6 protein-coding genes and 1 pseudogene are annotated in these 5,270 nt (G+C 64.8%); 4 read left to right on the top strand and 3 right to left on the bottom strand.

Annotated elements, in window-relative coordinates; genetic code table 11:
• Nucleotides 1-730, top strand: a 730-nt coding sequence (locus ABNS06_RS07640; protein ID WP_348673649.1) for a phytanoyl-CoA dioxygenase family protein, incomplete at its 5' end; no start/stop codon positions are given.
• Nucleotides 731-749: 19 nt separating this feature from the next.
• On the opposite strand, the gene ABNS06_RS07635 is transcribed toward ABNS06_RS07640, so the two are convergent.
• Nucleotides 750-2,111: a cupin-like domain-containing protein gene (locus ABNS06_RS07635; RefSeq protein WP_348673648.1), complete on the bottom strand. Its 1,362-nt coding sequence runs from the start codon at nt 2,109-2,111 to the stop codon at nt 750-752.
• Between the two features lie 188 nt (nt 2,112-2,299).
• Here ABNS06_RS07635 and ABNS06_RS07630 point away from each other — a divergent pair, with 188 nt between their 5' ends.
• On the top strand, nt 2,300-2,758 hold the full coding sequence (locus ABNS06_RS07630) for a hypothetical protein (protein WP_348673646.1): 459 nt from the start codon (nt 2,300-2,302) through the stop codon (nt 2,756-2,758).
• A gap of 18 nt (nt 2,759-2,776) precedes the next feature.
• On the opposite strand, the gene ABNS06_RS07625 is transcribed toward ABNS06_RS07630, so the two are convergent.
• Entirely contained in the window at nt 2,777-3,604 is an 828-nt protein-coding gene (locus ABNS06_RS07625) for a helix-turn-helix transcriptional regulator (RefSeq protein WP_348673644.1), read from the bottom strand.
• 129 nt (nt 3,605-3,733) lie between these two features.
• Between ABNS06_RS07625 and ABNS06_RS07620 the strand changes: the two genes are divergently transcribed.
• Together ABNS06_RS07620 and ABNS06_RS07615 are read left to right on the top strand one after the other, a co-directional pair.
• Nucleotides 3,734-4,057 (top strand): hypothetical protein, encoded by a 324-nt coding sequence (locus ABNS06_RS07620; RefSeq protein WP_348673643.1) that lies wholly within the window; start codon nt 3,734-3,736, stop codon nt 4,055-4,057.
• A gap of 8 nt (nt 4,058-4,065) precedes the next feature.
• Entirely contained in the window at nt 4,066-4,452 is a 387-nt protein-coding gene (locus tag ABNS06_RS07615) for a hypothetical protein (protein WP_348673641.1), read from the top strand.
• 10 nt (nt 4,453-4,462) lie between these two features.
• On the opposite strand, the pseudogene carB reads toward ABNS06_RS07615, so the two are convergent.
• Nucleotides 4,463-5,270: pseudogene (carB, locus tag ABNS06_RS07610) on the bottom strand (carbamoyl phosphate synthase large subunit); the annotation flags it as partial.

Here is a 5,270-nt window from a genome sequence, read left to right as displayed (position 1 = left end):
GAAGACCTACGGCTTCGTCACCGGGCGCGACCGCCACCTGGACTGCCCGGCGGTGTGGGACCTGATCAAGCGTCCCGAATGGACCGAACGCCTGGCGCAATTGCTGGGCCCGAATCTGTTGCTGTGGCGCTCGCAACTGTTCCTGAAGGAGCCGGGCGCACCCGAGGTCACCTGGCACCAGGCCAGCACCTACCTGTCCGAGGAAGGCTACAAGGCGACGCTGTGGCCGGCCGACCGCGACGAGCTGTTCCAGCTCACCACCTGGATCGCGTTCGACGACGTGGATTACGACAACGGCAACATGCAGTTCGTCAAGGGCTCGCACCGCCGCATCAACACGGCGCGCATCGGCGCCAAGGACGGTGGCGGCTTCGCCCGCACCCGCTTCAAGCTGGAAGCCGACATCACCGACGACAAGGTTGTCAACATGCCGATGCAGGCCGGCCAGTTCGTGATCTTCAGCGAACGCTGCATCCACGGTTCGCCGCCGAACGCGTCACCCGACCGCCGCCGCTGGGGCATGGCATTCCGTACCATCAAGCCATCGGTCAAGGTCTACGACACGGAGCTGCGTCACCACGTGATGTACCTGCGCCAGGAGTACTCGCTGGAGAACTGGGGCGCGGTGGTGCTGCGTGGCGAGGACGATGCCGGCGTGAACCGCCTGACCGACCCACCCTCCGCCGACGCCGCCTCACCAGCCGAACCGCCGCTTCAGGCGGCAGGCTGACCTTAAACGGCCGCGGCGATCAGGTCGCGGTGGGCTCCGATGCCGGCTCGGCCTGCGTAGGCTGTCCACTGGTGAAGCGCCACTGCTCTGGCCACTGGTGGAAGTCCATGTACTCCCGGGCCGCGCCCTTCTTGCCAAAGTCGATGTAGTCGTCGTGCGAGTCCACCAGACCGCGCGTGTTCTCGTCGATGATCACCGGCTCGCCCGGCGCGCTCAGCATCCCCTGGATGCGCAGCCGCCAGATCGCCGGCGACAGCAACTGACAGAGATCGAAGAACGTGTTGGTGCGATTGACCGGACCGACCGAGGTCCAGCGCGTGGCCACGCCGATGGAACGGTCCGTGACGTTGTTGATCGCGTGCCATTGCCACGGCGGGTTCAGCAGGATGTCACCCGGTTCCAGCACGGCCTCGTAGCGCGGGCAGTAGCGCTGTAGCGGCGCGTACTGCTCCAGGTACTCCGGGGTGTATTCCTGACGTACGAACGACGCGCAGAACAGGAAGAAGCGGTTTAGCGCCGGATACATCAGCCACAGATAATCCGGATGGACGAAGGTCCATTTCTTCTTGCCGTACACCTGAAAGAACAGGTTGGTGTTGCTGGCCGAATGCGCCTCGGTGCCCGTCGTCGGATGCACGCCGAGAAACAGCTGAGCCCCGAGAAACATGGTCCGTCGCCCGCCCATGTGCTGGGTGTAGGACAGGCAGTCCAGATCGTCGAACAGCTCCGGGTTGTAGGAGAAGATGCTCGCGCTGTTGTGGATATAGAGCTTGCGATCCGTGCCTTCGCTGGCGACTACATCGGCGAAGCTGCCCACCGAGTGCTCGTTGCTGTTCTGCTCGATGATGTTGACCTTGAAATCGCCGTAGTGGCTGGCGAAATACTCGGGCGTCCAGCGCTGACAGGCTGGCGAATCCGCGGCGCCTCCTTTGATAATCACCGGGGTTCCGGTGCGCACGTAGCGCTTCCAGAATTCACGCGGCTCCAGTTCTCCCGGACGGACCGTGGCGATCGGGATCGGCCGACCGTACTGCACCGGCGCGCCGGATGCCTCCAGCCGGTGCAGGATGCGATCGTGGACCCGCTTCATCCAGCTCTGATAGGCGAACTGGTCCTTGGCCAGGTAGCGAAGAATCAGGATGGCCTTGAACTGGAGCTTGTTCCAGTAGCCGATGTCCAGCTTGATCGGCGGCGGCGTGGCCGAGATCGATGGTCGGAAGAAGGTGCGAAGAAACAGGCCATGCGTGATCACGACTTCCTTGATCACGAACAGCAGCAGCAGTCCCAGCCCCGCCGATCCCCGCAATACCACCTGGATCACCGGACGCTTGCTGTCGCCTTTGCGGCGCATCACCGGCCGCCTTCCCATGGTTGCCTGCATGACGTGCTCCCTGTCAGCCCCGATTGTGGGATCAGAAGACCAGCACAATTCGCGCCACGTCGGCGACGCCGGGCACGCATTTCGCGTACACCGTCACAATCGTCGTCGGCCGGACGGCGAAAACGCCGTGCTAGGCTTGGCATCGAAGGCCGGCCCGGACCTTTCATCCACGCTGGAGTTTCCGCCTCATGACGCTCGCCGACATCCTGCTGGCCGAAGACTATCGACCGACCGTTGCCGGACGTCTCGCCGACGCCGTCGCCGGGGAGATCGCCACGCGCTCCGGACTGTCCGGAATCGGGTTGAGAACCGCCCTGAAAATGGCGGAGGCACGCCGGGGCGAGCCCGTGCTTCCACTGCTCATCGATCGGCTGCTGCCGGAGTTCTGCACGGTACTGGAGCCGCAATTCGAGGCCTTTCTGGCCAGCGGCCGGGACAGTTTCGGCGCCTATCTCAGCGAGCGGCAATCAGAGGTCACGGAAGCGTTGCTGTCGGTGACCGACCGTCGCATCGAACACACCCAGCACGACGCGCTCAAACAGTTCTATCCGCAGCTGCGCACCACCATCCATAACGAATTCGCAGCCACCATTCCGGAGATTGGTGACCTGGTTCAGGCGCGTCTCGATACGACCGCAGCCGGCTGACGGAGCCCTGCCGCGCCGTCAGGCGGCCAGCAGGCGCAGGAACTGGTCGGTGGTTTCGTCGGCTGGAAAGTAAGCTTCGACACGCAGCTCGTCCGTGGTGATGTCCAGTGGCGTGCCGAAGGTGGTGAGCGTTGTGAACACGTTCAGCTCCAGATCATCACGCACGAAGCGCACCGGCAGCACCGGCGCCGGTCGGTAGCCCCATTGAGTCAGCGTCCACTCAGGACGCATTCCCGGATAATCGCTGACGACGGTCACCAGTTCGCGCAATGCCACACTGCCCGTGATCTCCGCTTCGCGGTGTGTGCGCGCCATGAGTTCCGCCGCGACCTCATTCCAGTTCCCGATGTAGGGCCGCAGACCTTCCGGGTGCAGCACCAGCTTGAGCAGATTGCGCTCGCCGTCCGGTCCCACTCGATTCCACAGCGCATCAGTATCGCCGACCAGCGCCAGCAGGCGCCCCATCGCGGCGTTCGCCTGCAACAGATTCCAGGCACGGTCGGCCACGGTGGCCGGAAATGGCTCGTGATGCGTGAGCATCATGTCCAGCGCCCTGCGCACCGCCTCCATTGACGGATCCTGCAACGCGGTTTCGGTATGAACGGGCGCGAAACCCGCCGCGGAGAGCAGCAGATTCTGCTCGCGCATGGGAATGTCCAGGGCCGCGGCGAGCTGACCGACCATCTCCCGGCTGGGCTGCGCACGCCCAACCTCCAGGAAACTGATGTGCCGCTGGGACACGCCCGCGGTCATCGCCAGCTCGAGCTGCGACAGCTTCCTCGCCGCCCGCCAGTTCTTGAGCTGCCGGGCAAATCCCGTCTGCGTATCGGTCTGGCTCAATGCCATCACGGTCTCCTCATGTTCTCCGCCTGCACATGCTCGCCCGCAATCCGCGCCCGGACAATGACCTGACAGGTAGTTGTCGCAACCGCGAGCACGATGGATCGTCATCACTCGCTCAACGGAACCGACACCATGAACTGGAAACTGATCGTGCTGCTACTGATGTCACTGGGCTTCGCCGCACTCACCGGCTTCAGCCTGTCACAGGTGGGCTATTTCGGTATCTGGCAGGCCGGCATCGACAATCCCGGCTCGCTGCAAGTCCTCGTCGACCTGGTGATTGTCTGTGGCCTGGCTATCGCCTGGATGATTCACGACGCCCGATCGCGCGGCGCCGCGGTATGGCCCTATGTGCTGGTGACCCTGGTCGCCGGCTCGTTCGGACCGCTGGCCTACCTGATCGGCCGGGAGCTGGGCGCACGTCAGGCCCTGCGGCCAGCACCGCGACACGGATGAGTGACGCCGTGCTGGCACGGACGGTCGCGGCCGTGCTGATCCTCACCGGCGCGATTCATCTCGCGCCGGTGACCGGTCTGTTCGGAGCGGACAGGCTCAAGGGACTGTACGGCGTGGACGTCAGCGGCGCGGCGGAGCTGGAGTTGCTGCTCCGGCACCGCGCCGTGCTGTTCGGGCTGCTGGGCGCCTGCCTGGTTGCTTCGGCGTTTCGCCCCGAGCTGCACGGGCCGGCCCTGATTGTCGCGCTCGTCAGCGTCGGCAGCTTCCTGTGGCTGGCGGCGCCCGTCGACGCCCTCGCCCCAGCGCTGCGACGCGTTCAACTGATCGACTATGGGGTGCTGCTGGCCCTGCTCGTCGCTGGCGCCATGCACGCATGGCGCCTGTGGCTGCATTGAATCGGCGGCGTCAGGCGGCGGAATCGATCCCGCCGTCGTGCAGGTCCTGCACCCGGTAGACGGTGACCTGATCCCGGTAATCCATCGCCATCGCGGTCGCCTTGGCGGCGGCCAGGGTCGTGAAGTACGCGACCTTCTGCGTCACCGCGGCGGAGCGGATGGAATGGGATTCCTCGATGGCCTTGCGACCCTCCGTGGTGTTGACCACGAACTGGATCTCGCCATTGACGATCATGTCCACGCAGTGCGGACGGCCTTCCTTGACCTTGTTGACCGAGCGGCATTCCACGCCGTGTTCGCGCAGGAATCGCGCGGTGCCATGCGTCGCCACGACCTCCATGCCATGCCGGATCAGGCTTTTCGCCAGATCGACGGACTGCGGCTTGTCGGCATCGCGGACGGAGATGAACACCGCGCCCTTGCCCGGAATCGCCACGCCGGCGCCCACCAGTGACTTGGCGAAGGCTTCGGCGAAGTTGCGACCGATGCCCATGACCTCGCCGGTGGACTTCATTTCCGGACCGAGGATGGGGTCCACGCCCGGGAACTTGGCGAACGGGAACACGGATTCCTTGACCGAGAAATACTCCGGCGCGTCGATGGACTGGATGCCCTGTTCGTCCAGCGTGCGCCCCAGCATGCAACGCGCGGCGATCTTCGCCAGCGGATGCCCGGTGGCCTTGGACACGAACGGCACGGTCCGCGAGGCTCGCGGGTTGACCTCGATCAGGTAGACCTCTTCGTTCTTGACCGCGAACTGGGCGTTCATCAGGCCGACCACGCGCAACGCGCGCGCCAACGCCTGAACCTGTCGGCAG

The organism is uncultured Abyssibacter sp., from assembly GCF_964000955.1.
GTDB lineage: Bacteria > Pseudomonadota > Gammaproteobacteria > Nevskiales > OUC007 > Abyssibacter.
The sequence above is the reverse complement of the archived record's forward strand: the minus strand, read 5'-3'. Positions and strand labels throughout refer to the sequence as shown.